The organism is Burkholderia sp. JP2-270, from assembly GCF_003233675.1.
GTDB classification, from domain to species: Bacteria; Pseudomonadota; Gammaproteobacteria; order Burkholderiales; family Burkholderiaceae; genus Burkholderia; species Burkholderia pyrrocinia_C.
The window spans coordinates 1786852-1809928 of sequence record NZ_CP029825.1 but is presented as its reverse complement, the minus strand read 5'-3'; the positions used below and the strand labels follow the sequence as shown (position 1 = coordinate 1809928).

20 protein-coding genes and 1 pseudogene are annotated in these 23077 nt (G+C 67.2%); 11 read left to right on the top strand and 10 right to left on the bottom strand.

What is annotated here, in order from left to right; translation table 11 throughout:
• Positions 1 to 82: 82 nt before the first annotated feature.
• The gene (locus DM992_RS26000) at positions 83 to 1144 is read right to left on the bottom strand and encodes a ParB/RepB/Spo0J family partition protein (protein ID WP_072444962.1); all 1062 of its coding nucleotides are present in this window, start codon (positions 1142 to 1144) and stop codon (positions 83 to 85) included.
• Positions 1145 to 1167: 23 nt separating this feature from the next.
• The gene (gene parA / locus DM992_RS25995; protein WP_034181507.1) at positions 1168 to 1830 is read right to left on the bottom strand and encodes a ParA family partition ATPase; all 663 of its coding nucleotides are present in this window, start codon (positions 1828 to 1830) and stop codon (positions 1168 to 1170) included.
• 962 nt (positions 1831 to 2792) lie between these two features.
• Between parA and arsC the strand changes: the two genes are divergently transcribed.
• Positions 2793 to 3152 (top strand): arsenate reductase (glutaredoxin), encoded by a 360-nt coding sequence (gene arsC / locus DM992_RS25990; RefSeq protein ID WP_111019233.1) that lies wholly within the window; start codon positions 2793 to 2795, stop codon positions 3150 to 3152.
• Between the two features lie 122 nt (positions 3153 to 3274).
• Here the strand turns inward: arsC and DM992_RS25985 are convergent, their stop codons facing one another.
• Positions 3275 to 3490 (bottom strand): zf-HC2 domain-containing protein, encoded by a 216-nt coding sequence (locus DM992_RS25985; protein ID WP_034181509.1) that lies wholly within the window; start codon positions 3488 to 3490, stop codon positions 3275 to 3277.
• Positions 3468 to 4067 carry an RNA polymerase factor sigma-70 gene (locus DM992_RS25980; protein WP_111019232.1) on the bottom strand — a complete coding sequence of 200 codons (600 nt, stop codon included), beginning with the start codon at positions 4065 to 4067 and terminating at the stop codon, positions 3468 to 3470. The genes DM992_RS25985 and DM992_RS25980 overlap by 23 nt, the downstream gene beginning before the upstream one ends.
• A gap of 367 nt (positions 4068 to 4434) precedes the next feature.
• On the opposite strand from DM992_RS25980, the gene DM992_RS25975 reads away from it, so the two are divergent.
• Entirely contained in the window at positions 4435 to 4989 is a 555-nt protein-coding gene (locus tag DM992_RS25975; protein ID WP_111019231.1) for an NAD(P)H-dependent oxidoreductase, read from the top strand.
• 72 nt (positions 4990 to 5061) lie between these two features.
• Here DM992_RS25975 and DM992_RS25970 read toward each other — a convergent pair whose 3' ends face one another.
• A complete protein-coding gene (locus tag DM992_RS25970; protein ID WP_111019230.1) occupies positions 5062 to 7305 on the bottom strand; it encodes a hybrid sensor histidine kinase/response regulator in 2244 nt (747 codons plus the stop codon).
• A gap of 470 nt (positions 7306 to 7775) precedes the next feature.
• On the opposite strand from DM992_RS25970, the gene DM992_RS25960 reads away from it, so the two are divergent.
• From DM992_RS25960 to DM992_RS25950, 3 genes are read left to right on the top strand one after another with little or no spacing between them, the layout of a single operon-like run.
• Positions 7776 to 8144 (top strand): response regulator, encoded by a 369-nt coding sequence (locus tag DM992_RS25960; RefSeq protein ID WP_034181513.1) that lies wholly within the window; start codon positions 7776 to 7778, stop codon positions 8142 to 8144.
• Positions 8137 to 8763 (top strand): chemotaxis protein CheC, encoded by a 627-nt coding sequence (locus DM992_RS25955; protein ID WP_111019228.1) that lies wholly within the window; start codon positions 8137 to 8139, stop codon positions 8761 to 8763. The genes DM992_RS25960 and DM992_RS25955 overlap by 8 nt, the downstream gene beginning before the upstream one ends.
• A complete protein-coding gene (locus DM992_RS25950) occupies positions 8760 to 9698 on the top strand; it encodes a diguanylate cyclase (RefSeq protein ID WP_111019227.1) in 939 nt (312 codons plus the stop codon). The genes DM992_RS25955 and DM992_RS25950 overlap by 4 nt, the downstream gene beginning before the upstream one ends.
• 51 nt (positions 9699 to 9749) lie before the next feature.
• Here the strand turns inward: DM992_RS25950 and DM992_RS25945 are convergent.
• Positions 9750 to 10633, bottom strand: a pseudogene (locus DM992_RS25945) (alpha/beta fold hydrolase).
• Between the two features lie 192 nt (positions 10634 to 10825).
• Here DM992_RS25945 and DM992_RS25940 point away from each other — a divergent pair.
• From DM992_RS25940 to DM992_RS25915, 5 genes are all read left to right on the top strand, one after another.
• Positions 10826 to 11158, top strand: a complete 333-nt coding sequence (locus tag DM992_RS25940) for a hypothetical protein (protein WP_111019226.1) — start codon at positions 10826 to 10828, stop codon at positions 11156 to 11158.
• Positions 11159 to 11437: 279 nt separating this feature from the next.
• A complete protein-coding gene (hpnD, locus tag DM992_RS25930) occupies positions 11438 to 12286 on the top strand; it encodes a presqualene diphosphate synthase HpnD (RefSeq protein ID WP_111019224.1) in 849 nt (282 codons plus the stop codon).
• A gap of 13 nt (positions 12287 to 12299) precedes the next feature.
• Positions 12300 to 13553: a hydroxysqualene dehydroxylase HpnE gene (gene hpnE, locus DM992_RS25925; RefSeq protein WP_111019223.1), complete on the top strand. Its 1254-nt coding sequence runs from the start codon at positions 12300 to 12302 to the stop codon at positions 13551 to 13553.
• A gap of 11 nt (positions 13554 to 13564) precedes the next feature.
• Positions 13565 to 15538 carry a squalene--hopene cyclase gene (shc, locus tag DM992_RS25920; RefSeq protein WP_111019222.1) on the top strand — a complete coding sequence of 658 codons (1974 nt, stop codon included), beginning with the start codon at positions 13565 to 13567 and terminating at the stop codon, positions 15536 to 15538.
• A gap of 3 nt (positions 15539 to 15541) precedes the next feature.
• Positions 15542 to 16249, top strand: a complete 708-nt coding sequence (locus DM992_RS25915; RefSeq protein ID WP_072444940.1) for a phosphorylase — start codon at positions 15542 to 15544, stop codon at positions 16247 to 16249.
• Between the two features lie 111 nt (positions 16250 to 16360).
• Here DM992_RS25915 and DM992_RS25910 read toward each other — a convergent pair whose 3' ends face one another.
• Together DM992_RS25910 and DM992_RS25905 are read right to left on the bottom strand one after the other, a co-directional pair.
• Complete coding sequence (locus DM992_RS25910) at positions 16361 to 17263, bottom strand: VacJ family lipoprotein (RefSeq protein WP_111019221.1); 903 nt, start codon at positions 17261 to 17263, stop codon at positions 16361 to 16363.
• Positions 17256 to 19889 carry an MMPL family transporter gene (locus DM992_RS25905; RefSeq protein WP_111019220.1) on the bottom strand — a complete coding sequence of 878 codons (2634 nt, stop codon included), beginning with the start codon at positions 19887 to 19889 and terminating at the stop codon, positions 17256 to 17258. The genes DM992_RS25910 and DM992_RS25905 overlap by 8 nt, the downstream gene beginning before the upstream one ends.
• 319 nt (positions 19890 to 20208) lie before the next feature.
• On the opposite strand from DM992_RS25905, the gene DM992_RS25900 reads away from it, so the two are divergent.
• On the top strand, positions 20209 to 20805 hold the full coding sequence (locus DM992_RS25900; RefSeq protein WP_034181524.1) for an ABC transporter substrate-binding protein: 597 nt from the start codon (positions 20209 to 20211) through the stop codon (positions 20803 to 20805).
• A gap of 84 nt (positions 20806 to 20889) precedes the next feature.
• On the opposite strand, the gene DM992_RS25895 is transcribed toward DM992_RS25900, so the two are convergent.
• Both DM992_RS25895 and DM992_RS25890 read right to left on the bottom strand, forming a co-directional pair.
• Positions 20890 to 21534 carry a response regulator transcription factor gene (locus DM992_RS25895; RefSeq protein ID WP_034181525.1) on the bottom strand — a complete coding sequence of 215 codons (645 nt, stop codon included), beginning with the start codon at positions 21532 to 21534 and terminating at the stop codon, positions 20890 to 20892.
• A gap of 32 nt (positions 21535 to 21566) precedes the next feature.
• Positions 21567 to 22949, bottom strand: coding sequence for a cache domain-containing protein (locus DM992_RS25890; protein ID WP_111019219.1), 1383 nt, complete (start codon positions 22947 to 22949; stop codon positions 21567 to 21569).
• Positions 22950 to 23077: the final 128 nt, after the last annotated feature.

The window sequence follows — 23077 nt, the reverse complement described above, 5'->3', positions numbered from 1 at the left end:
GGCCCGCTGACGGGCCTGCCGCCGGCCGCCTGCCCGGCCGGGCGGGCCCGGCGTCTTCACCAGGCCTTGCCGGCCGCTTCCATCACTCCGACAACAGCATCCGCTCGAGCTGCTCGAGGATCGCGTCGCGCTTGTCCTTCGGGAGGCCGCGCAGGCGCAATTCGATGCGGTCTTCGCCATACGACTTCAGGTCGCCGACCGACTTGCCGCCGAGCTTGATCTCGAGACGCTGCGCGTAGCGCTGACGGCCCGCGGCCTTCGGCGTCTCCTGCGCAGCGACGCGGCCCTTGACGATGTCCGACACCTGGCGCGTGCTGAGATCGTCCGACACGATCTTGTTGATCAGCCGCAGCGTGGCCTCGGTGCCGCGCGCATTGTGATAGCGGCCGACCTGATACGCCATGTTCGAACCGAAGCGATCGGGACGCGCGACCATTTCCTGCATGATGGCTTCCGGCAACTTGCCGATCGACAGCGCGACGGCCACCGTCGACTCGTCGAGGCCGAGATGCTCGGAGAGCTCCTTCTGGCTCTGGAAATGCTTGTCGTCGAGGAAGCGGCGCCACACGACGGCGTTGTCGAACACCGTCTGCGAATCGCGCTGGACGTTCAGATCGTAGCCGAGCTTGTAGCTCTGGATACCGATCGGCACGTCGATCACGATCGCCTTCACCGATTCCTTGTTTGCTTCCTTCAGCGCCCGCACGCGACGGCCACCGTCGCTGACGAAATACGTGCCCGGATTGTCGTAATCCGGAATCACGTGGATCGCCTGCTGCTGCCCCTGCTTCGCGAGGTTGACCGCGAGTTCGGCAATCGACGACTTCAGATAGAAGTGCCGCGGATTGAACGGGCTATGCTTGATCGCCTTCAACGACAGCTCGATCACCTGCCCGGGCGCATAGCGGTTCTCGAGGCGCCATGCGCGATATTGCTGCGATTCGTCGATCGACGGATCGAGCGTGAGTTCGGGAGCGGGCGGCAGCGCGATGTCTTTCTTCGCGGATTTGGTCGGTGCCGCGGCGGGCGTCTCGGACTTGACGATGCCGTCAATCGCATTGAGCCGATCGAGCGCCGTGCGCTTCTCGCTCGTCGTGATATCCGGGCGCGCTTGGAATCCTTTTGCAAATTGGGAAGGTTTCATGTGACTCCTTTGTGCGCATAAAGTCAGGGCAGCATGGCGACGATTTCGTCGGCACATGCGCGAATTTCGGCGGCGGCGAGCTTGCCGCCGCGATCGTTCATCTGCAGCACGGTCTGACCGAGCGCCATCGCCTGCTTGTACGCTTCCCGCGTCGGGATCTGCGTCTTCAGCAACGGGAAGCCGAGCTCTTCGAGCGCGCGCTTGAGTTCGCGGGTCAGCATGCGCTTCTCTTCGGTCTTGTTCAGCAGGAATACCGCGCGGAGGTCTTCGTTCATGACCTGCGCCTGCTGGATCAGCTTGACCAGCCCGACGCTCGACCAGTAATCGGCCGGCGACGACGAAGTCGGGATCACCGCAATCGATGCGGCCAGCAGGACAACGCCGGATACCTTCTCGGTGATCGACGGCGGGCAGTCCACGACGATGATGTCGTAGTCGTTGATGAACTTCTTGATCTCGCGATGGATCTGGCCGTCGGCTTCGGCAAGATTGACGACCGGAAACGGAATGCCGGTGTCGCTGTCGCCGGATGCACTCGACCAGTGAACCAGGGTGTTTTGACGGTCTGCGTCGATGACGAGGATGCGCTTCCCTTTTTCATGGAACGCGGCGCCGAGGTGCATGGCAATCGTGCTTTTGCCGACGCCACCTTTTTGTTGAGTGACTGCAATGATTTCCGCGGCCAATTTTCACTCCTATTTTGGTCGTTGGAATTCTACAGGACGATATTTATATTTCAATGAAATTGTCGTTCGACAACTACGCGTTAGCCATTCGGGCTATCGGTTTATGCGCATAAACGAACCGGCGATGATCGGTGACGTGATCGGATGGCGTGGCTGATGTCGGCGGACGTCGATGAACCGCGCGATGGATACGTCGTCACGAAGGGCATCGTCGGTGTGCTCGGCGGGTTGCCGGCGATACCGACGTGGGCTGCCCTTTCGGGTGACGGTGGCGGATGTTCGTCTGCGGGCGGGTGAGTTTGTGCGCATAAACTCTGCGGCGACTGGGGAGGCCAACCATGCGGCAGGACAGTCGAGCATGGTTGAGCGCCGGTGTGATCTTATTCGCCCCGGTCAGATATGCAGCTCGGTAGGTGTGCCATTGAGCCTACGGGCATCGGCATCACGCCATACCGAGCCGCTACGTTTATGCGCATAAACCGAGGTCGATGGATGGCGAGTGCCGAGCGATCACGTGCCGCCTCTGGATGAATTCGGCAAGCGAGGATGCCCTGACACGGCAGCGCATCGATGCGACCGATTGCTTCGGTGCCGTGACTGTCGACGCTCGTCGGCGCGATGAATCGCCCGGTACCCTGTCGAGCGATCGCTGGGTTTATGCGCATAAACCAATCGGCGTACCACGCTAGCTCCTGCGCTTTTCGCCACCCATGCACGCATCACGATGCGCAGGCTCACGAATCCTTATCCTTGCCGCACGACTTTATGCGCATAAACACATCAGCCCCTTGAAGCGTATCCCCGATACATCGCCTCTCCCGTGACCCGTGTCGCTGGCGGCGTCTTCCCGTCAACCGGCCTCCCCAAAGCATCGAATTCGCGCACGGCTACCCCATTGCCGACCCCACCGGAACACCCGATGCAGACTGGCTACAATACAGCCCTCCCCCATCCAGGCCAGAATGATGATCACGATCTACCACAACCCCCGATGCTCGAAATCGCGCGAGACGCTTGCGTTGGTCGAGACGCTGAACACGACAGGCTCGACGGTGAACGTCGTCGAGTACCTGAAGACGCCGCTGACGGTCGAGGAACTGGAGGCGCTGCATCGGCAGCTCGGCCGCCCGGTTCGCGACATGCTGCGCGACGGCGAGGAGCCGTACAAGACACTGGATCTGGCACGCGCGGATTTGACCGATGCGCAAGCCTACGAGGCGATTGCCGCTCATCCGGTCTTGCTGCAGCGTCCTATCGTCGTTTATCGTGGGAAGGCGGCCATCGGCCGGCCGCCCGAATCGGTGCAAGCGCTGTTCGAATAATTCTTGTCCGGCGTATTTTTCTTATTGCATCAGCCCGGCGCGCACGCCAGCAATTGAAGCCGGTGGGATCGCCGGGCAGCGCACACCCACCGCCCGGACAATAGCGGCAACGCGGACCGGATCTAGCCTGCCCCGGACGACGTGTCGTCGTCGCCCGGTTCCCGCCCCGCCGCCGCTTTCGCGGCCGTCCGCAGCAGTGCAATCTGCCCGCGATAGGCTCTGCAGCCACTGCAGGTCGGCAGGTGCACGCGCACCTGCAGGCGCTCGTGCAGGGTCAGATGCCGGTCCAGCGCATCCGACAGCAGGCGCGTCACGTCAGTACATTTCCCCGGCAGCATCTTCGGTCGTCAGTCCTTTTTCGCTCAGGCAGGTTCGCAGGCGCGTGCGCGCCCGATACAGCAGCACGCTGCAATGATTCGTCGTCAGCGTCAATTCGCTGCAGATGTCCGTCATCTCGACGTCGAGGAATTCGCGCATCATGAACACGCGCCCGATCTGCTCCGGAAGGTGATCGAGGCAGGCCTGGAACAGCGCCCAGAACTGCTGCTGCTGCAACAGCGTCTCGGGGCGCGGCCATGGCCGCGGCTTCGCATGCGCGGCCCAATGCCCATTTTCCTTGAACAGCTCGCGATCGAGCACGGACTCGCCGTCGAGCTCGGCGTCGAGCGCGGACAGGCTCACCGTCCGCTGCCGCGCACGCAGTACGTCGATCAGCTTGTTGCGCAGGATGCCGAACACCCAGGTCTTGTGGGCCGACAGCCCCGCGAAATCGCCCGCGTGCGACCAAGCGGCGGTCAGCGCTTCCTGCACGGCGTCTTCGGCCGCGTCGGCATCGCGGAGCTGGAGTCGCGCGAAGCGCAGCAGGTCGCGCCGCAGTTGCGCGAGATAAACGGGGTCGTCGTACGCGGACGGCATGTCTGGTAAGCAGTGTCTCGAGGCGATCGCGCTTGCGCCACCGGGCTGGCGCATCGCGGTGCGAGCAGCTTACTGGGCGCGGCGCCGGCCCGCAACGTATGTTCCGTCACGAATTCACGAAACCGGCCGGCGCGCTGCGCTATGCTTGCCGAAATCCGTATCGCGCGCCGAAGGCGCCGCGCGGCGGGCAGTTTGTAACGTCAGAACATAACGGTCGAGTTATCCACAATTTCTGTGGAAAACCTTGTGGAAAGTCGGCCGGACGGCCCCGTCTGGCGGTTCGCGGGCTGGCCTGCCTATAAACAGACCTTTGTCACCTGTTCGGAAGCAATCGATCCGATTCCTCACTCACCGGAAGGAGAACGTCATGTCCTATCGTATTGCGGTCGTCGTCGGCAGCCTGCGCCGCGCTTCGTCGAACCGCGCGCTCGCGCACGCCGTGATCTCGCTCGCGCCCGCCGATTTTTCGTTCGAGTTTGTCGAGATCGGCGAACTGCCGCTGTACAGCCAGGACTACGACGCGGATTTCCCGGAAGTCGCGAAGCGCTTCAAGCAGTCGATCGAAGCCGCCGATGCGCTGCTGTTCGTCACGCCCGAGTACAACCGGTCGATTCCGGGCGTGCTGAAGAATGCGCTCGACTGGGGCTCGCGCCCGTGGGGTTCCAACTCGTGGTCGGGCAAGCCGGGCGCGGTGCTCGGCACGTCGCCGGGTGCAACGGGCACGGCGCTCGCGCAGCAGCACTTGCGCAACGTGCTCGCGTACCTCGACGTGAAGACGCTCGGGCAGCCCGAGATGTTCATCAAGCACGACCCGGCGCGCATCGACGAGCAAGGCCAGATCGTCAGCGAGGACACCCGCAAGTTCCTGCAGGGCTTCGTCGATCGCTACGCGGGCTGGGTGCGCCTGCTGAAGGCGGCCTGACGACTTCGGCGTGATCACCGCGGCCGTTCATGCAGCCGGCGCAGGCACCGGCACCGGCCCGCATGCAGCGGGTTACGTGCCGGTGTGCCGCGCGTCACGCGCTTCGCGGATGCCCAGCAGGATCTCGTCGAGCAGCGCGATATCGAACGGCTTCGACAGCACGCGGACGTTGACGGTGCGCGTGCGGTCGAGCTCTTCCGCATAACCCGTGACGAGAATCACGGGCAGCTTCCCCGGCCGCTTCTCGACCGCTTCGGCGAGGTCGATGCCGTTCAGGCGGCCCGGCATGTGGATATCCGAAATCACGAGGTCGAACGCGTCGTTCGCGGCTGCGCCTTCGATCAGGCGCAACGCGTCGTCGGCGGTGGGCGCATAGGTTACGCGGTGCCCGAGCAGCGACAGCAGCGCTTCGGTGCCGGCCGCGACTTCGCTGTTGTCCTCGACGAGCAGCACGTGCAGCCCGGCGAGCGCGCTTGCGTCTTGCACGACGGCCTGCGGCCGAGCGACGACGTCCTCGGCGCGCGCGCGCGGCAGGTAGAGGCGCACCGACGTGCCTGCGCCGACGGCGCTGTCGATCGTCGCGAGTCCGCCCGAGCGTTCGCAGAACGCGAACACCTGCGGCAGCCCGAGCCCCGTCCCCATCCCCTGCGCCTTCGTCGTGAACAGCGGTTCGAACGCGCGCGCGAGCACGTCGGGCGCCATGCCCGAGCCCGTGTCGTCGAGCGAGATCTGCACGAAATCGCCGGTCAGCGGAAAGCCGTCCTCGCGGCGCAGCGTCACGTTGCGCGCGCCGACCGTGAAGCGGCCGCCGGTCGCCATCGCGTCGCGCGCATTGACCGCGAGGTTGATTACCGCGAGCTCGAGTTCCGCGACGTCGACGCGGATCGGCCAGACGCCAGGCTCGATCGCGACGACCAGCGACGATTTCGAACCGAGCGACGTCTTCAGCAGTTCGCGGCACGTGCCGACCCATTGCCCGACGTCGATCGTCTCGTTGTGCAGCGGCTGCTTGCGCGCGACGCCAAGGAGCTGGCGCGTGAGCGACTGCCCGTTCTTCAGCGCGCGTTCGATTGCGCCGAGTTCCTTGTCGAGATGCTGGACGCCGCGTCGCCGCGCGATCTGCACATTGCTCGAGATGATCATCAGCAGGTTGTTGAAGTCGTGCGCGACACTGCCGACGAGGTTGCCGAGCGCCTGCATCTTGCGCGACTGCCGGTACGCGGATTCGATCGAGCGCCGCATCGACGCTTCCGCCTGCCAGCGGTCCCACGCCTCCTCTTCCGCCTTCAGCCGCTTGAGCGACAGCCAGATCACGGACCACAGCGCGATCGACGGCGCGAACATCGAGATGAACAGCACGCTCAGGTGTTCGTACCATTCATGCCAGATCGCCGACGTGCGGTATGCGCACGACACATAGACGGGATAGCTGCCGACCTGGCGGTACGCGACGATCTCGCTGCTTGAGCCGTCGTGGCGCACGCGCACGACACCCGCGCGCGGATCGTTGCGTGCGTCGCCGAACGTGGCCGTGCGATCGGTATGCGCGAGCGACGGCGGCGGCGGATACGATGCGATCACCGCGCCGTCCGAGCGCGCGAGCGCCATCGTCATCGGCGTGCTCGCGCCGCCGAGCAGGTCGCGGTAGAACGCGTTGAAATACGACGATTTCAGCGCGATCGACACCATCCCGGCGAACGAACCGTCGCTATGGCGCCGCGCGACGCCCGTGTTGAATACGGGAATGTTCTCGAGCTTGAGCGGCCCCATCATCAGCCGCGAGATGTGTTCGATGACCTTGCCGTCGCGGATGCCGGCGAAGTCGTCGCGGTTCGCGATCGACGCATAGGGCGCCGGATAGTAGAGGCTGTTGGCGAGCAGCATCCCGCTCGCGCCGAAGATCGACACGGCGGCCACCTGCGGGTAGCCGCCGCCGATCGTGTTCAGCGCGTCGTGGATGTCGGATTCACTGTTGCGCACGGTCGCGTCGTCCATGTCCTGCACGAGATCGACGATGCGTGCATCGAGCGTTTCGCTCAGGTCGAACACCTTGAGCGCGTGCTCTTCGGCGACGCGCACGGTGCGCATCGTCACGTCGCTCGCGGCGGCCTCGCGCGCCTTCAGGTCGTTGTACGCCATCACCATCACGTAGATGCACGGCAGCACGATCGCCGCGACGAGCAGCACGATCAGCGTCACGCGCCGGACCGCGAAATCGTGCTCGGGCGCACCGGACGCGTAGGTGCCGTCGTCCTGCCAGTCGTCGGCGGGAGCGGAGGCGGGGGCGTGGGAGTCGGCAGGCCGGTCGGACGTCATCGAGGCAGCGGGTGAGGCAGAGGTGCCTGCCATCATAAACGAGTTGCGACGGGCCGCCGCACCGCGCCGTACACGCACAATTCTGCCTATTCCGGCAGGGGGAAATTGTCGGATTGAAAACGCGACGAATCCGGCAGCGCAAACGTACACAAGGAAAAATTTTGCGTACTTATCTCGAAAATGGTCGCGGCTGTTTTCGGAATGGTGCAGGATTGGATCGATTCTGTTCGAAATGGTGAAAATGGCGAGTTGCACCGACTTCGGTTTACTCCGAGAATCGCGCCTTGCTTTCCCTATGACAGATATATGCGCCCGCCGGCGTTCGCCGCGCGGTGCGTCGCGCGCACCTGCGTCGCGGCGCCCGCGCACGGCCGCCAGGTGGTTGCCCGCGCCCGAACGCATGGCGCCTCAAGAAGTGCGCCGCGCGGCCGTTAACGCGAGAGAGACCATTCCGTATACCGTATCGCCCCATGCCTTTGCCGATTGTAATTGCCGACGATTCGCTGCTCGCTCGCAAACTTCTGACAAAGGCGTTGCCGGGAGACTGGGACGTTGACGTCGCGTATGCAGCGAATGGTCGCGAGGCCTTGGCGCTCTATCGTGACGGCAAAGCTTCCGTGATGTTTCTGGACCTGACGATGCCCGACATGAGCGGATATCAGGTTCTGGAAACACTGCGCCACGAAGATCTGAACACGTTCGTGATCGTGGTATCCGCCGATATCCAGCCGCAGGCGCAAGCACGCGTGCGCGAATTGGGCGCGATCGCATTCGTTGCCAAGCCCGTGACGTCGGACGCATTGCTGCCCATTCTCAAGGAGTATGGGTTGTATGCCTGAATCGGTGTTCACGGCGGAGCAACGCGACGCGTTGCAGGAGATCGCCAACCTTGCAATGGGCCGCGCCGCCGCGCGGCTTGCGTTGCTGCTCGGGCGCTTCATCGAGCTGTCGGTGCCGCGCGTGCGCGTCGTGAAAGCGGCCGACGCGGGCGACGCGCTGCGCGAGATGACGGGCATTCACGACAACGTGACCGCCGTGCGCCAGGGCTTCCGTTCCGACATCAAGGGCGAGGCGATCGTGCTGTGCCGCAGCGCGAGCGTCGCGCGGCTCATGACGATCGTCGATCGCACGTTCGGCGATGGCGTGTACGGCGGGATGGCGACGCCGGACGAGCTCATGTTCGACGTCGCGAACGTGCTGATGGGTGCATGCGTCGCGTCGATCCTCGACGAGCTCGGCCGCAAGCCCGTGTTCTTTCCGCCGGGGCTGCTCGGTTCGAACGTGTCGTTCGACGACGTATTCCAGCCGCCCGAGCTCGCGTGGAGCGTCGCGCTGCTGCTCGAGGTGAACTTCGGGCTCGAGGATCATGCGTTCCGCGCCCACTTCGTGATGCTGATGGCCGAGGATTCGATCCGGCTGATGGGCGACGCGCTCGACGCGTTGCTGTCCGCGCTATGACGGCCGTCGCACCGTCGCTGAGCGACCTCGTGATCGAGCGGGTGGGCTTCGGCCTGTTCGTGCTCGACCGTTCGATGAGCGTGCTGATGTGGAATCGCTTCATGCAGGACCACAGCGGCATCCCGGCCGCCGACGTGATCGGCCGCAACCTGTTCGACTGCTTTCCCGACCTGCCGCGCGCATGGCTGTCGCGCAAGCTCGAGAGCGTGTTCCAGCTCGGCAGCTTCGCGTTCAGCTCGTGGGAGCAGCGGCCCTACCTGTTCCGCTTCGAGCACGACCGGCCGATCACCGGCGGCGTCGACTACATGCAGCAGGACTGCACGTTCATGCCGCTCACGCGCGGCCGCGAGGTCGAGGCCGTGTGCGTGACGATCTCCGACGTCACGCATGTGAGCGTGATGCAGCGCGAGCGCGAGGAAGCGGTCGCGAAGCTGCGCGAACACGCGAATCGCGATGGCCTGACCGGCATCGCGAACCGGCGCTTCTTCGAGGCGCGGCTCGGCGACGAATTCGCGCGCTGGCAGCGCTACGGCGGCGACATGTCGGTGCTGCTGTTCGACCTCGATCACTTCAAGACGATCAACGACCGCTTCGGGCATGCGGCCGGCGATGCCGTGCTGCGCGAGACGGCGCGCCGCGTCGCGTCGATCGTGCGCGCGCAGGATACGTTCGGCCGTTTCGGCGGCGAGGAATTCGCGCTGCTGCTGCCGTGCACGAATCTCGACGAGGCGATGCTGGTGGCCGACAAGGTGCGCGACGCGATCGGCAGCTCGCCGGTCGATGCCGAGGGCGTCAGCGTGCCGGTGACGGCGAGCGTCGGCGGCGCGTGCGCGAAGACGGGCGCATCGACCTGCGACGTGCTCGTCAACGAGGCCGACGCCGCGCTCTATCGCGCGAAGCGGCTCGGGCGCGACCGTTCGGTCGCCTACGCGTAGGCGCGCCCGCTCCGCACCGCGCGAAGCGGTTTCGCCCCGTGCGTGCCGCGTTCAGCTTTTCGCGATGTCGGCCAGCACGCCGGCCAGCACGGCCGGTTCCGACACGAACGGCGAATGGCTGCTGTCGAGCTGGTGCACGCGGGTCGGGTTGCCGGGCGCGAACGCATCGGCTTCGTCGATGAAGCGCTGCTGCAGCGCGGGCAGGATCACGCGATCCTGCAGGCACTTGATGTAGTGACGGTCGATCGCGCCCCAGCGCGCGGCGGTCGTCGGGATCGCGGTCGCGAACGGCGCGGCCGGCACGTCGCAGGTCATCAGGTTCGCGACAGCCTCGAAATCGGCCTGCGGCACGTCGTCGTAAAGCGCACGCTTCATCATCTCGCGATAGGCTGCGTCGCCGCTGCGCGGATCGATGCGCAGCGCACCGGCGACGCGCGGGCTCGCGAGCATCAGTGCGCCGAGCATCTCGCCCTTGTTCTCGGGCGCGCGCACGTAGTCGAGGCCCGGCACGCCCGAGGCCGGCATGAATGCCGCGAGATAGACGATCTTCGCGATCTTTTCCGGCGCGCGTTCGGCCGCAGCCGTGATCGCGAGGCCGCCCATGCTGTGCCCTACCAGCACGACCTTGCCGCGGCCGAGCGCATACGCGTCGTCGACGGTTTGCATCACCTGCGTCGCGTAATCGTCGAGCGTCGTGTTCGCGACCGGCGACGGCTCGGCGCCGAACGCGTCCTTGTCGAGCGGCCGTTCGAGATAAGACGCGGGAAAGCGGGCGTTGATGCCGTGCGCGGGCAGGTCGCGCGCGATCGACAGGTAGCCGCGCGCGGCCAGCGCGGCCGCGACGTGCGCGTAGCACCACGCGCCATGCCACGCGCCATGCACGAGCACGAACACGGGATGGTCGGCCTGCGGGGGGCGGTTACGTTCGTCTCCATGGTGTCCGTGTTTTTTCGAGAAAGCTGTCATCTTAGACGAACCCGTGCGCGCCCAAGCGCGAACGCACGGCGCGATCGCGTTATCGACAGCGGTCCGTCCCTTTTGTCTCGCGCAGGCCACATTTCGTCCGGATCCGATATGAATTTGAGCCGAAGCGCGCTAATTTGTTGCTTTGCTCGCAATTGCGCCCCATGAACGTCGACTATCTCTTCTACCGGAAGCCGGACAAACCCGGCCCCTATTCGCTCGACGACCTGGGCGACATCGCGCCGCCGATCGGCCCGGGCGAGCTGGTGCGCGCGGGGATCGCGCGCGTGTTCGAGCAGATCGACTGGCAGGAATCGCCCGACGTGCCGGGCGCATGGTTCGGCACGGGCGGCGCGGTATTCCAGTTCACCGTGGAGCCCGACGGCCGCGTGACGAGCTTCATGGGCTCGCGCCTCGAACGCCGCTCGATGCTGCAGCTCACCCGCGAAATGGGGCTCATTGCGCTCGACCTGCAGCGCGATATCGTTTACGGCTGACGGGCCGCCGGCGCCCGCTGATGTCGAGCGGCGCCCGTTCCCGCCGAGGCCGGCCGCGCCGGCCTGCCAACGGCTCCCGGCGCCCCGCCGGGCATGGCGCGTGTCCGCCATCGAACTTCAAAGATTGCTATACTTTCGCCCAATTCCGGCTTCCGGCCGGTAATTTGTGCCTGTCTGTGTCGATCGTTCGCATATCTCGCACGCATTTGACACCCTGACCATCCCAGCCGGGCATGGCTTCTTCAATCGCCCCGCGTGGGTGTCTCCGTGGAGCTTGTCTTGGCCGTTTCCAATTCCGTCGTGGACGAACAAGAAACCGACGCCGCTGCCGTCACATCGGGCAGCTCTTTCTATCTTGCGATGCGCATCCTGCCGGCCGTGCAGCGCGATGCGATGTTCCAGGTCTACGCGTTCTGCCGCGCGGTCGACGACATCGCCGACAGCGACCTGCCGCGCGCCGAGCGTACCGCGGGGCTCGACCGCTGGCGCGCGGACATCGACGCGTGCTTCGCGGGCCGCCCGCCGCGCCATCTGGCCGCGCTCGACCGCGAGATCCGCGCATTCAACCTGCAGCGCGACGATTTCCACGCGATGATCGACGGGATGGCGATGGACGCGGTAGAAGACATCTGCGCACCCGACGAGCCGACGCTCGACCTCTTTTGCGATCGTGTGGCGAGCGCGGCCGGCCGGCTGTCGGTGAGAATTTTCGGGATGCCGGAAGCCGAAGGGATCGAGCTGTCGCACCACCTCGGCCGTGCGCTGCAACTGACGAACATCCTGCGCGACATCGACGACGACGCGGCGATCAACCGCTGCTACCTGCCGCGCGAGCTGCTTGCGCGCGAAGGCATCGCGATCAGCGATCCGGCGACGATCGTGCGCGATCCGGCGCTGCCGCGCGTGTGCGCGACGCTCGTCGAGCGCGCGCTCGATCACTTCCGCCAGGCCGACGCGGTGATGGATACCTGCCCGCGTGCGCAGGTGAAGGCGCCGCGCATCATGTCGGGCGCGTATCGCTGCATTCTCGAAGCCGCGATCGCACGCGGCTTTGCCGCCCCGCGCGCCCCGCTGCGCAAGCCGAAAGCGCGCATGCTGATGATCGCCGCGCGCTACGCGCTGTTCTGAGTCGACCGAGTCGATGCCCAGAACCGTCCACGTGATCGGTGCCGGACTCGCGGGCCTGTCGGCCGCGGTCGAGCTGCAACGCCGCGGGCGGCACATCGTGCTGCATGATGCGCACGCGCATGCGGGCGGCCGCTGCCGTTCGTGGTTCGACGGGACGCTGAACACGACGCTCGACAGTGGGCTGCATGTGGTCTTCGCGGGGCAGGCGGCAACGCAGCGCTACCTGCGTGCGGTCGGCGCGGCCGATCAGCTGGTCGGGCCCGCGCTACCTGAATTTCCGGTCGTCGACGTCGGGTCGCAGCAGCGCTGGACACTGCGCTTCGGCAACGGGCGCTGGCCGTCGTGGCTGTTCGATGCGGCGTCGCGCGCGCCGGGCACGACACCGCTCGACTACCTCGCGCTCGCCCCGCTCGCGTTCGCGCGCACGGGCCGCTCGCTCGCACAGACGATGCGATGCGACGGCGTGCTGTGGGATCGTTGGCTGCGGCCGTATTTGCTCGGGATACTGAACGTCGAGCCGCGCCACGCGAGTGCCGAGCTCGCTCGCGCAGTGCTGTGCAGCACGTTTGCCGCGGGCGGCCCCGGCTGCCGTCCGCTCGTCGCGCGCCACGGGCTCGGCAGCGCATTCGTCGAACCGGCGCTGCGGATGCTGCAGCACGGCGGAGCGCAGATCCGGCTGAACTCGCGGCTCGACGCGTTCGAGTTCGGCGCGCACGGCAATGCGGTCGACGCGGCCGTGATCGGCGGCGAGCGCGTCGATCTCGCGCCGGGCGACGCGGTCGTGCTGGCCGTGCCGCCCGAGGTCGCGCTGCCGCTCGTACCCGAACTCACCGCGCCGGATACATTCAGCGCGGTCGTGACCGCGTATTTCGCGGTCGAGCCGCAGGCCGGCAGCCCGCTGCAGACGACCGTCGTCAACGGCGTCGTCGATGCGGTGCGCACCGGCGGCGGCCAGCTCGCGGCGACGATCCGCGATGCGGGCCGCTGGCTCGACATGCCGCGCGATACGCTCGCGCGGCGGATCTGGGAAGACGTCGCGCGCGTGACCGGCGCGAACCCGGAAACCATCCCCGCGTGGCAGCTCGTCGTCGAGCCGCGCGCGGGTTTTGCGGCGGTGCCGTCGCAGGAAATGAAACGTCCGGCCGTGCGTACGCGCTGGACCAATCTTGTGCTGGCGGGCGACTGGATTGCCACCGGCTTGCCCGCCACGATCGAGGGCGCGATCCGTGCCGGCCAACTGGCCGCGGACGTGCTCCAGACGCAATAACAGAGGGACCGATGAACGATCTCACCGAAATGGCTACCCTGTCCGCCGGCACCGCGCCGGTCGGCATCGACGCGGCCGTCGCGCGTGCGACCGACGCGCTGCTGGCCGCGCAGAACGCGGATGGACACTGGGTCTACGAACTCGAAGCCGATTCGACGATTCCCGCCGAATACGTACTGCTCGTCCACTATCTCGGCGAGACGCCGAACCTCGAGCTCGAACAGAAGATCGGCCGGTATCTGCGCCGCATCCAGCAGGCGGACGGCGGCTGGCCGCTGTTCACCGACGGCGCGCCGAACATCAGCGCGAGCGTGAAGGCGTATTTCGCGCTGAAGGTGATCGGCGACGACGAGAACGCCGAGCACATGCAGCGCGCGCGCAAGGCGATCCACGCGATGGGCGGCGCCGAGATGTCGAACGTGTTCACGCGCATCCAGCTCGCGCTGTACGGCGCGATTCCGTGGCGCGCGGTGCCGATGATGCCGGTCGAGATCATGCTGCTGCCGCAATGGTTCCCGTTCCACCTGTCGAAGGTGTCGTACTGGGCGCGTACCGTGATCGTGCCGCTGCTCGTGCTGAACGCGAAGCGCCCGCTCGCGAAGAACCCGCGCGGCGTGCGCATCGACGAGCTGTTCATCGATCCGCCCGTCAACGCAGGGCTGCTGCCGCGCCAGGGTCACCAGAGCGCCGGCTGGTTCGCGTTCTTCCGTGTGGTCGACCATGCGCTGCGCGCGGCCGACGGCTTGTTCCCGAGCTATACGCGCGAACGCGCGATCCGTCAGGCCGTGTCGTTCGTCGACGAGCGCCTGAACGGCGAGGACGGCCTCGGCGCGATCTATCCGGCGATGGCCAACGCGGTGATGATGTACGACGTGCTCGGCTACGCGGAGGATCACCCGAACCGCGCGATCGCGCGCAAGGCGCTCGACAAGCTGCTCGTCGTGCAGGACGACGAAGCGTATTGCCAGCCGTGCCTGTCGCCGGTGTGGGACACGTCGCTCGCGGCGCACGCGCTGCTCGAAACCGGCGATGCGCGCGCCGAGGAAGCCGTGCTGCGCGGTCTCGACTGGCTGCGTCCGCTGCAGATTCTCGACGTGCGCGGCGACTGGATCTCGCGCCGCCCGAACGTGCGGCCCGGCGGCTGGGCGTTCCAGTACGCGAACGCGCACTACCCGGACGTCGACGATACGGCCGTGGTCGTGATGGCGATGGACCGTGCGCAGAAGCTCAGGCAGTCGGATGCGTATCGCGAATCGATGGCGCGCGCACGCGAATGGGTTGTCGGCATGCAGAGCAGCGACGGCGGCTGGGGCGCGTTCGAGCCGGAAAACACGCAGTACTACCTGAACAACATCCCGTTCTCCGATCACGGCGCGCTGCTCGATCCGCCGACCTCCGACGTGTCGGGGCGCTGCCTGTCGATGCTGTCGCAGCTCGGCGAGACGGCCGCGAACAGCGAGCCGGCCCGCCGCGCGCTCGACTACATGCTGAAGGAGCAGGAGCCGGACGGCAGCTGGTACGGCCGCTGGGGGATGAACTACGTGTACGGCACGTGGACCGCGCTGTGCTCGCTGAACGCGGCCGGCCTCGGGCCGGAAGATCCGCGCATGAAGCGCGGCGCGCAGTGGCTGCTGTCGATCCAGAACAAGGACGGCGGCTGGGGCGAGGACGGCGACAGCTACAAGCTGAACTACCGCGGCTTCGAGCAGGCGCCGAGCACCGCGTCGCAGACGGCCTGGGCGCTGCTCGGCCTGATGGCGGCCGGCGAGGTGAACAACCCGGCCGTTGCGCGCGGCATCGACTATCTGATCGCGGAGCAGAAGGAACACGGCCTGTGGGACGAGACGCGCTTCACGGCGACGGGCTTCCCGCGCGTGTTCTACCTGCGCTACCACGGCTATCGCAAGTTCTTCCCGCTGTGGGCGCTCGCGCGCTACCGCAACCTGAAGCGTGACAACGCGACGCGCGTCACGGTCGGGATGTAACGCGTGGGCGCATCACGGCACAACGGCGCATTGCCCGTCATCGCGGTGACGGGGATGGCGTTCGAGGCGCGCATCGCGCGCGGCGACGGCGTCGAAGCCGTATTCGCCGCGCGGGCCGACCGGCTCGAGCGCGCGCTGGCCGACGCGACCGCGCACGGTTGCGCGGGCATCGTGAGCTTCGGCACGGCGGGCGGCCTTGCGCCCGATCTGGAACCCGGCGCGCTCGTGATCGCGAACGCGATCGACGGGCCGTTCGGCCGCGTCGAGACCGATACGGGCTGGAGCGCGCGGCTCGTCGCCGCGCTGCACGACACGCCGGTATGGGCGCGCGTCACGCGCGGCACGATCGCGGCCGTCGGCGCGCCGGTCGTCAGCGAACAGGAAAAGGCGTCGCTGCATCATGCGAAGGGCGCGCTCGCCGTCGACATGGAGTCACATATCGCGGCGGCCTTCGCGGCCGCGCGCGGCGTGCCGTTCGCGGTGTGCCGCGCGATCGTCGATCCGGCGTGGCGCACGCTGCCGCGCGCGGCGACGGCCGGCCTGCGCGACGACGGCAGCACGGCGATCCTGCCGATCCTGCGCGAATTGCTGAAGCAGCCGTCGCAGCTCGGCCCGCTGCTGCAGGTCGCGAGCGATGCGCGCGCGGCGCGCACGACGCTGATCCAGGCGCGGCACGCGTTCGAGCGTGCCGGTGCGATGCGGATTGTCTGAGCGGCACGCGCCGCGTTTCTCTTTCCCTTCTCTCTCTCATTTTTAGCGGACAAAAAAAGAGCGCTGCATGATGCAGCGCTCTTTGTCTTTGCGGCGGTCGCCGTTGCAGCGTTACTGCGCGGCAGGCGTGCTCGCGGGCATCGCATGGTCCGCACCCGGATCGTCGTACTGCGGCAACCCGGGCGCAGCCGGCGCATTGTTCGGCGCGGCGCCCGATGCGCCGCCCGACTCGCCCGGATCCTCGTAGTTCGGCAGCCCCGGCACGGCCGGCGTCGCAGCCGGCACGGCGCCCGATTCGCTCGGCTCGCTGTAGTTCGGCAGCGCGGTCGACGACGACTGGCTGCGATACGTCAGCGACTTGCGCTGCTGCAGGTACGCGTCGCGCACGAACGAATACGGATCGAGCGCCGCCTGCTTCAGCAGGTCGGTCGCGCCGAGCAGGTCCGAACGCGCGCTGATGAACTGCGCGATGTACATCGGGTTGCGCGCGGCCGGCTCGATGTAGTTGAGCAGGTTGAAGCGCACGTCCACCGCACGGCCGACGCCGTCGCGGATCGTGCTCGGCCCGAACACGGGCAGCACGAGGTACGGGCCGGACGGAACGCCCCAGCGCGCGAGCGTCAGGCCGAAATCCTGGTGATGCTTCGGCAGCCCGGCCGGCGTCGCGATGTCGATCAGGCCGGCGACGCCGAACAGCGAGTTCATCGTCACTCGCATCAGATCCTGCGTCGCATCGGTGATGCGCAACTGCAGCAGGTTGTTCGCCATGTTGCCGAGATCGCCGAGGTTCGAGAAGAAGTTGCTGATCGCGGTGCGCACGGGTGTCGGCGTGATCTTCTGGTAACCCTTCGCGATCGGCACGGCGATGTTCGAATCGACGGTGTCGTTGATCTTGTACATCGTCCGGTTCATCGGCTCGAACGGGTCGTTGGGATTGCGGTTCGGTCCCGTCGCGCAGCCGGTCAGCATTGCGCTGGCGGCGACGGTCGCCGCAATGATTCGCACCTTAGTCATTGATTCCTTGCGATTGGTTCTTGGCGCGTTTGACGCGCGGTTTGCCCATCAGGACGGGCTGGAACACCACGGCGCCGATCAGCGTGCAGGTCAGTGCCAGCGCGAGCAGCTTGCCCATGCTCGACGTGCCCGGGTGGTGCGACAGCCACAGGCTGCCGAATGCGGTCGCCGTCGTCGCGGCGCTGAACAGCACCGCGTGCGTGAGGCTCGAGTGCAGCAATCCCGTCTGCCCCGCGCGCCACGCCATCACGAAATAGACCTTGAATGCGACGCCGACGCCGAGCATCAGCGGCAGCGCGATGATGTTCGCGAAGTTGAGCGGCATGCCGAGCACGACGCACATCTCGAGCGTCACGACACCCGACACGAGCAGCGGCACCAGCGTGCGCAGCACGTCGCCGAAGCGGCGCAGCGTGACCCACAGCAGGATCGTGATCGAAATGATCGACCACAACGCCGCATGCAGGAATGCGTTGATGATCGTGTCGGCCGAGTGCAGGATCGAGATCGGGCCGCCGGTTGCGCCCGGTTCCGCGGCCTTTACGGTCTTCGCGAAACGGCGCAGCATCGTGTCGTCGTTCGGGTCGACGCCCTTCGGCACCTTTGGCGAGATCTGCACGAGCGCGTGACCGTCCGGCGCGACCCAGTCGCGCACGAGCGGCGGCGGCAGCGATTCGCGCGTGATGTCCTGCGGCTGCAGCAGCGCCGCGAGCTGGTTGAGCGCGATGCGCAGCGTATCGGAGAATGCGCGCTCCGCGCGGTCGCGCGTCGCGCTGTCGGCGGCGGCGAGCTTCGCGAGCGACGCGGACAGATGTTGCGCGGCGGCCGCGCCCGGGCCCGGGTGATCTTCCGCCGCATAGCCGAGCAGATCCGACACGCGCTTGAGCGCGGCGACGCGCTGCGCGTCGGTCGCGGGCGGCGCGGCCGGCTGCGTCAGCGCGGGCAGCAGGTCGCTCGCGGCAGCGGCGATCGCCGCGCGCTTGGCCGGCTGGTCGGTGGGGATGAAGGTCGACAGGGTGGTGGTGCGGCCGACTTCGGGCAGCGCGTCGAGACGCTTCGCGGCCGCATCGGCTTCGGCGAGCGACGGCGCGAGCAGCGTGACGTCGTTGACGGCCGCTTCGGGCGAATCCTTCAGCGCGAGCAGCGTTGCCATCGATTCGCTGTTCGGATCCTTCAGGTGCAGCGGGTTGAAGTCGAAGCGCAGGAACGCGAGCAGCGGCAGCGCGCCGATCACGACCGCGAGCGTGCCGATCAGGATCGGCTTGCGATGGCGATCGAGGAAATCGTCGACCGGCGCGAGCCACGGGAAGCCCGGCGTCTTCGATTCGCCCGGCGGTGCGAACAGGCGCAGCAGCGCGGGCAGCAGCGTGAGCGTGGTCAGCAGTGCGACGAACATCCCGACGCCCGCGATCAGCCCGAGCTCGGACACGCCGCGATAGGCGGTGGGGATGAACGAGAAGAAGCTTGCCGCAACGGCCGCCGTGGCCAGCGCGAGCGGCATGCCCATCGAGTGCGCGGCGCCGATCAGCGCGTGATCGATGCGCTGATCGCGGAAGCGTTCCTCGCGATACTTCACGCCGTACTGGATCGAGAAATCGACGCCGAGGCCGACGAACAGCACCATGAACGCAACCGAGATCATGTTCAGCGAGCCGACCATCGCGAGGCCGAGCGCGGCGGTCACGACGAGGCCGACGAACAGCGTGACGAGCACCGAGCCGATCATCCGCTTCGAGCGCAGCGCAAGCCACAGGATGACGAGCACGGCGAGCAGCGTGAGCACGCCGTTGAGCGCCGCGCCGTCCTCGACCGATGCGAATTCGTCGTCGGCGAGCGGCTGTTCGCCGGTCAGGCGCACGGCCGCGCCGTAGCGCTTTTCGAGGTCGAGCGAACGGGCAGCGTCGCGGATCACCTGGCTGGTTTCCGCGCCGGCCTTCAGCGCGCCGTAGTTGACCACGGGCTGCACGGTGACGAATGCACGCGCGGGCTGCCGTGCGGCGTCGCTGTCGACCAGCGCGCGCCACGAGAACGCGGCCGGCTTGCCGGCCAGCACGTCGTCGACCGTCGCGGCGCTGCGCGCGAGCAGCTTCGCCATCGCGGGCAGTTTCACCTGGCCGGTCAGGAGCGGCTGGCCGAGCGTGGTGGCCAGCGTCGTCGCGAGCCCGGTCAGGCTCGGGTTCTTCGCGAGTTCGTTGACGAGCGGGCGCGCGCTCGCGAGCTGCGACGTCGTATCGGAGACTTCCTGCGGCGACAGGAACAGCAGCCCGTTGTGCTCGAAGAACGGCCCGCCGCCGGGCTCGGCGACCTGGCCGATGCGGCCGGCTTCGGCCTGCTTCTGCAGCGCTTCGGTCAGCGCATGCGCGGCGGCATTCGCGAATTCGGGCGCGGGCGCTTCGACGACCGCGAGGATCGTGCCGTTGCGTTGCGGGAACGCTTTATCGACGGCCTGGCCGAGCGCAGCCCATTGCGGTTCCGCATCGACGAGCTTGCTGATGTCGGTGTTGATCTTGAAATGCTGCGCGACGTAGACACCGCTGAGGGCAGCGATGACGAGCGACAGGACGACGACCCAGACGGGACGGCGCACCGACCACGCAACGAGTCGGACGATGAGATTTGTCACCATGTGGCGGTGGGGAGCGGCTGGCAAGGGCAAAGTAGCCAAGTATACCGGCGCGGCGCGGCGGCTGACGTGACGTTGCGGGTTTCGGGGCGGGAAGGAGATTTGTTCGCGGCGGAGGAATCGGCACGGGCGGCCGGCCGGTTTGTCGGTAGGCATTTACATAATCGACGCTGCGCCGTCTGTTGCCCGCGCCTGTGACAAATGCAGCTGAAAGGTAACAGTCGGTCACGGCGCGGCAACCGGGCGTCAGGCCCGGTATACTTCGCTGCACCGGCCGATGCAAAGAGCCGGTCGTTTTTTCCCATCGAGTGCGAATAATCGTATGAAACGTCATCTGTTTGCTTTCGTCGCGGCGGCCGCCGTGTCGGTTTCCGCTTTCGCTCAGAGCGCGCCGGTCGATATCGTCCGTAATGCGGTCGAGGGCACCGTCACCGCGATGAAGGCCGATCCGGCCGCACGCGGCGGCGACATGGCGAAGGTCACGCAGGTCGTCGAGCAGCGCTTCCTGCCCGCGACCAACTTCGAGCGCACGACCCGCATCGCCGTCGGCGACGCGTGGAAGCAGGCAACGCCGCAACAGCAGCAGGAGCTGTACAAGCAGTTCAGGCTGCTGATGACGCGCACCTACGCCGCGTCGCTCGCGCAGCTCGGCAGCCAGGACGCGAAGTTCTCGTTCAAGGCCGGCGGCGCGTCGGGCGCCGACGCGCTCGTGCAGTCGACGGTGACGACGCCGGGCGACAGCCAGTCGGTCGGCTATCGGCTCGGCAAGGTCGGCAACGACTGGAAGATCTACGACATCGACATGTCGGGCGCGTGGCTGATCCAGGTCTACCAGGGCCAGTTCAAGAGCCAGCTCGCGTCGGGCGGGATCGACGGGCTGATCGCGTATCTGCAGAAGCACAATTCGCGGACGAACTGACGGCCGCGGCGCGGCTCGCAGTCCGGATGCATGAAGGGCGCCTCGGGCGCCCTTTTTCGTTGCGGATCACGGCGCCGCGCTGCCCTACCGCCGCCGATGCTCGACCGCAAACTTGATCAGCTCGGCCTGCCCCTCGATCTCGAGCTTGCGCTTCAGATTGAGCCGGTGCGTTTCCACCGTGCGCACCGACAGCCCCGTCTGCTGCGCGATCTGCTTGCTCGACAATCCCTCGGCCAGCGCATCGAGGATGTCGCGTTCGCGCGGCGTCAGGCGATCGAGCGGCGACGCGGTTGCGCTCGCGTGGATCATCCGCGCGGCGAGCCCTTCGCTGAAGAACGTCTGCCCGGCCAGCACCGCGCCGATCGCGCGAACGATCTCGCTCGCGGGCGAATCCTTCAGCAGGTAGCCGCTCGCGCCGGCACGCACGGCCTGCGTCACGTATTCGAGGTTGTCGTGCATCGACAGCATCAGCACGCGGATGCCGGGAAAGCGCTCGTGAAACACGCCCGCGAGCGTGATGCCGTTCATCCCGTTCATGCCGACGTCCATCAGCGCGAGATCGGGTTCGAGCGACGCGGCGAGCGCGAGCGCCTCGTCGGCGTTGCCGGCCTCGCCGACCACGGACAGGTCGGCCGCTTCGAGCCGCATCCGCAAGCCGTCGCGCACGAGCGGGTGATCGTCGACGAGCAGCAGTCGGGCGGCGGGCCGGGCGGTGTCGGGGGCGCTCATGCGTGAAAGGTCTCCTGTTATGGGGCGCGTCGTCACGCGGCGCTGCGCAGCGGCACGCGCGCGGCGACGATCGTGTGGCCGACCTGCGACGTGATCGTCAGCATGCCGCCGAGCGCGTCGAGGCGTTCGCGCATGTTGCGCAGGCCGATGCCGCGGCGCGCGTCGGCCTGCGAGCGTTCGGCGTCGAAGCCGCAGCCGTTGTCGGCGATGGTCAGCATGACGGACTGGGCGCCGACGTCGAGCGTGACGGCCGCGCGCGTCGCATGCGCATGATGCACGATGTTGCTGAGCGCTTCCTGCGCGATCCGGAACAGCGCGGTGTTGACGGCCTCGGGCAGCGGCCGCGTGCCGCTGTGCGCGACCTGCGTATAGCCGATGTCGATGCCGCTTTCGGCGCCGAGTTCGCGGACCAGCTGCTCGAGCGCGGCCGCGAGGCCGAGATCGTCGAGCATCGACGGCCGCAGCGCATGCGAGATGCGTCGCACTTCGCGCAGCGTGTCGCCGAGCCGCCCGACGCCCGACACGAGCGCCTGCTCGGCCTCGGGCACGCGCGACGTGCCGCGTTCGAAGCGCGCGAGCGCGGATTCGAGCATCAGCTTCGCGGACACCATCATCTGGCTGATCCCGTCGTGCAGTTCGCGCGACAGCCGCGCGCGTTCCTGCTCCTGCGATTCGACGACGCGCTGCGCGAGCAGCTTGAGCTTCGCGTCGGCGCTGCGCGACTCGCTGACGTTCAGCACCAGCGCGCACACGGCGATCGCCGCCGCGCCGGTGAGCGCGATCGCGGTGAGCCAGCTCATCGTGCGCTCGATATTCGCGGACGCGCGCGCGTCGATGCGCTGCAGCGCGGTGTCGACGTCGTCGAGATAGATGCCCGTGCCGACCATCCAGCCCCAGCGTTCGAGCGCGACGACATAGCCGAGCTTCGGCGCGACGCGGCCCGTCGACGGCCGCTGCCATGCGTAGCGCACGTAGCCGCCGCCGTGCGACGCCGCGCCGATCAGCTTCTGGATCGTCAGCGCGCCCTGCGGGTCGCGCATCGACCAGAAGTTGTGACCGACGCGCTCGGGCTCGCGCGGGTGCATCAGCGAATTGCCGTGCAGGTCGTACACGAAGAAATAGCCGTCGGGCCCGAAATCCATCTTCTGCAGCATCGCGAGCGCCTGCGTGCGCAGCAGCGCGTCGTCGCGCGCATTGCGGCCGCTCGCGTCGTAGAGCGGCATGATCGCGCTCGTCGCGAGCTCGACGTAGTGCTTCAGCTCGACTTCCTTGCTCGACAGGTACGCGGCCTGGATCGTCGCGTGCTGCGTGCGCGCGAGCGACGTCGCCTGCTGGCGCACGCCGAAGCCGATGCCGGCGATCGCGAGCAGGAACGGCACGATGGCCAGAAGGAAGATCTTTGCCTTGAGTCTCATGGTGGTGCGAAGCGGCCGCGAACCGGTGCGGCCGGCTAGGTGCGGCCGGCCAGGTGCGGCCGGCCGGGCGCGTCAGCCGCGCGGCCGCGTATCGAGCCGACATTGTCGGCGATTTTGCACGCGGGCGG

Coding starts and splice junctions, on each gene's coding strand:
- shc (WP_111019222.1), top strand. CDS start 13,565: ATGAACGATCTCACCGAAATGGCTACCCTGTCCGCCGGCACCGCGCCG.
- DM992_RS26000 (WP_072444962.1), bottom strand. CDS start 1,144: ATGAAACCTTCCCAATTTGCAAAAGGATTCCAAGCGCGCCCGGATATC.
- DM992_RS25905 (WP_111019220.1), bottom strand. CDS start 19,889: ATGGTGACAAATCTCATCGTCCGACTCGTTGCGTGGTCGGTGCGCCGT.
- arsC (WP_111019233.1), top strand. CDS start 2,793: ATGATGATCACGATCTACCACAACCCCCGATGCTCGAAATCGCGCGAG.
- DM992_RS25910 (WP_111019221.1), bottom strand. CDS start 17,263: ATGACTAAGGTGCGAATCATTGCGGCGACCGTCGCCGCCAGCGCAATG.
- DM992_RS25940 (WP_111019226.1), top strand. CDS start 10,826: ATGAACGTCGACTATCTCTTCTACCGGAAGCCGGACAAACCCGGCCCC.
- hpnE (WP_111019223.1), top strand. CDS start 12,300: ATGCCCAGAACCGTCCACGTGATCGGTGCCGGACTCGCGGGCCTGTCG.
- DM992_RS25975 (WP_111019231.1), top strand. CDS start 4,435: ATGTCCTATCGTATTGCGGTCGTCGTCGGCAGCCTGCGCCGCGCTTCG.
- DM992_RS25955 (WP_111019228.1), top strand. CDS start 8,137: ATGCCTGAATCGGTGTTCACGGCGGAGCAACGCGACGCGTTGCAGGAG.
- DM992_RS25895 (WP_034181525.1), bottom strand. CDS start 21,534: ATGAGCGCCCCCGACACCGCCCGGCCCGCCGCCCGACTGCTGCTCGTC.
- DM992_RS25985 (WP_034181509.1), bottom strand. CDS start 3,490: ATGCTGCCGGGGAAATGTACTGACGTGACGCGCCTGCTGTCGGATGCG.
- DM992_RS25960 (WP_034181513.1), top strand. CDS start 7,776: ATGCCTTTGCCGATTGTAATTGCCGACGATTCGCTGCTCGCTCGCAAA.
- DM992_RS25980 (WP_111019232.1), bottom strand. CDS start 4,067: ATGCCGTCCGCGTACGACGACCCCGTTTATCTCGCGCAACTGCGGCGC.
- DM992_RS25890 (WP_111019219.1), bottom strand. CDS start 22,949: ATGAGACTCAAGGCAAAGATCTTCCTTCTGGCCATCGTGCCGTTCCTG.
- DM992_RS25950 (WP_111019227.1), top strand. CDS start 8,760: ATGACGGCCGTCGCACCGTCGCTGAGCGACCTCGTGATCGAGCGGGTG.
- DM992_RS25970 (WP_111019230.1), bottom strand. CDS start 7,305: ATGACGTCCGACCGGCCTGCCGACTCCCACGCCCCCGCCTCCGCTCCC.
- DM992_RS25900 (WP_034181524.1), top strand. CDS start 20,209: ATGAAACGTCATCTGTTTGCTTTCGTCGCGGCGGCCGCCGTGTCGGTT.